Below are 916 nucleotides of genomic sequence, written 5' to 3'. Positions count from 1 at the left end.
AGGGCACGAACTGGATCACCGCCCAGGTATTCGGCAAGCGTGCCGAATCGCTCGCCAAGCTGGAACTGACCAAGGGCACGCAGGTTGCCGTGACTGGCGAGCTGCGCGTGCGCGAGTACGACCGCAAGGATGGCGGCAAGGGAACGTCCGTCGAGGTCAACGCGAGCGACGTTCACCTGATCGTCGGCAAGGGCGATAAGCCCGAATCCAGCGCCCCGCGTCAGCAGCGGCAGGCACCGGCTCCGGCTGGTGACTTCGACGACTCCGAAAAAATCCCCTTCTGAGGCCACCCCATGACCCATCCCACCACGGAGCAGCGGGAGTTGTTGGAGCTAGCGGCGAAGGCTGCGGGCTATGACACCAGTCACCCGATGAACCGCGAGCGCATGGAACTTGATCCGCCCGTTCCTTCGCTCTGGATTCGCTATGAGGGCGGGACGTTCGCTACCGGCTGGAATCCTCTTGAGTCCGATGCCGACGCATTCCGGCTGGCGGTGAAGCTGAATCTGAGCGTGTTGCTCTACCCCGGCAGCCATGTCGATGTAGTAGCCGAGAACATCACGGAGGATGCCGACCGTTTTGCGGCTGAGGGCTTGGGCTCCGACCCATACGCCTCCACCCGCCGCGCCATCGTCCGCGCCGCCGCCGCCCTCACCCAAGGAGCCTGACATGAACACGACCACGACCACGCGAGGGGTGAGTGAGGCGATGGTGGATGCAATGACGGAGGCGTGGTTTGCCGGCTATGCGATGCACAGGGATTCCCCGATCCCGGAAGATGCGTGGAGCTATGGCGCGTCCCGTGCGGAAGCTGAGGTGTTCGCGCGCAAGTACATCGCCGCCCTGGCCGCCCCCGAGCCTGCCGCGCAGGGGGAGGCGGTGGCGTGGATGGTGCCGCACATCGTGAGCTTTAGGG

Annotated in this window: 3 protein-coding genes; all 3 read left to right on the top strand. The window is 65.1% G+C overall.

Annotation, left to right across the window (positions count from 1 at the left end):
* The coding region (locus QQX02_RS13050; protein WP_301143788.1) for a single-stranded DNA-binding protein at positions 1-284 on the top strand (284 nt) is incomplete at its 5' end.
* A 9-nt stretch (positions 285-293) separates the two neighbouring features.
* The gene (locus QQX02_RS13045) at positions 294-668 is read left to right on the top strand and encodes a hypothetical protein (RefSeq protein WP_301143787.1); all 375 of its coding nucleotides are present in this window, start codon (positions 294-296) and stop codon (positions 666-668) included.
* Between the two features lies 1 nt (position 669).
* On the top strand, positions 670-916 hold a 247-nt coding region (locus tag QQX02_RS13040; protein WP_301143786.1), incomplete at its 3' end, for a hypothetical protein.

This window comes from Demequina muriae, from assembly GCF_030418295.1.
Taxonomy (GTDB): domain Bacteria; phylum Actinomycetota; class Actinomycetes; order Actinomycetales; family Demequinaceae; genus Demequina; species Demequina muriae.
Note: the sequence above shows the minus strand (reverse complement) of the source record. Positions and strands in the feature narration are given on the sequence as shown.

Coding starts and splice junctions, on each gene's coding strand:
- QQX02_RS13045 (WP_301143787.1), top strand. CDS start 294: ATGACCCATCCCACCACGGAGCAGCGGGAGTTGTTGGAGCTAGCGGCG.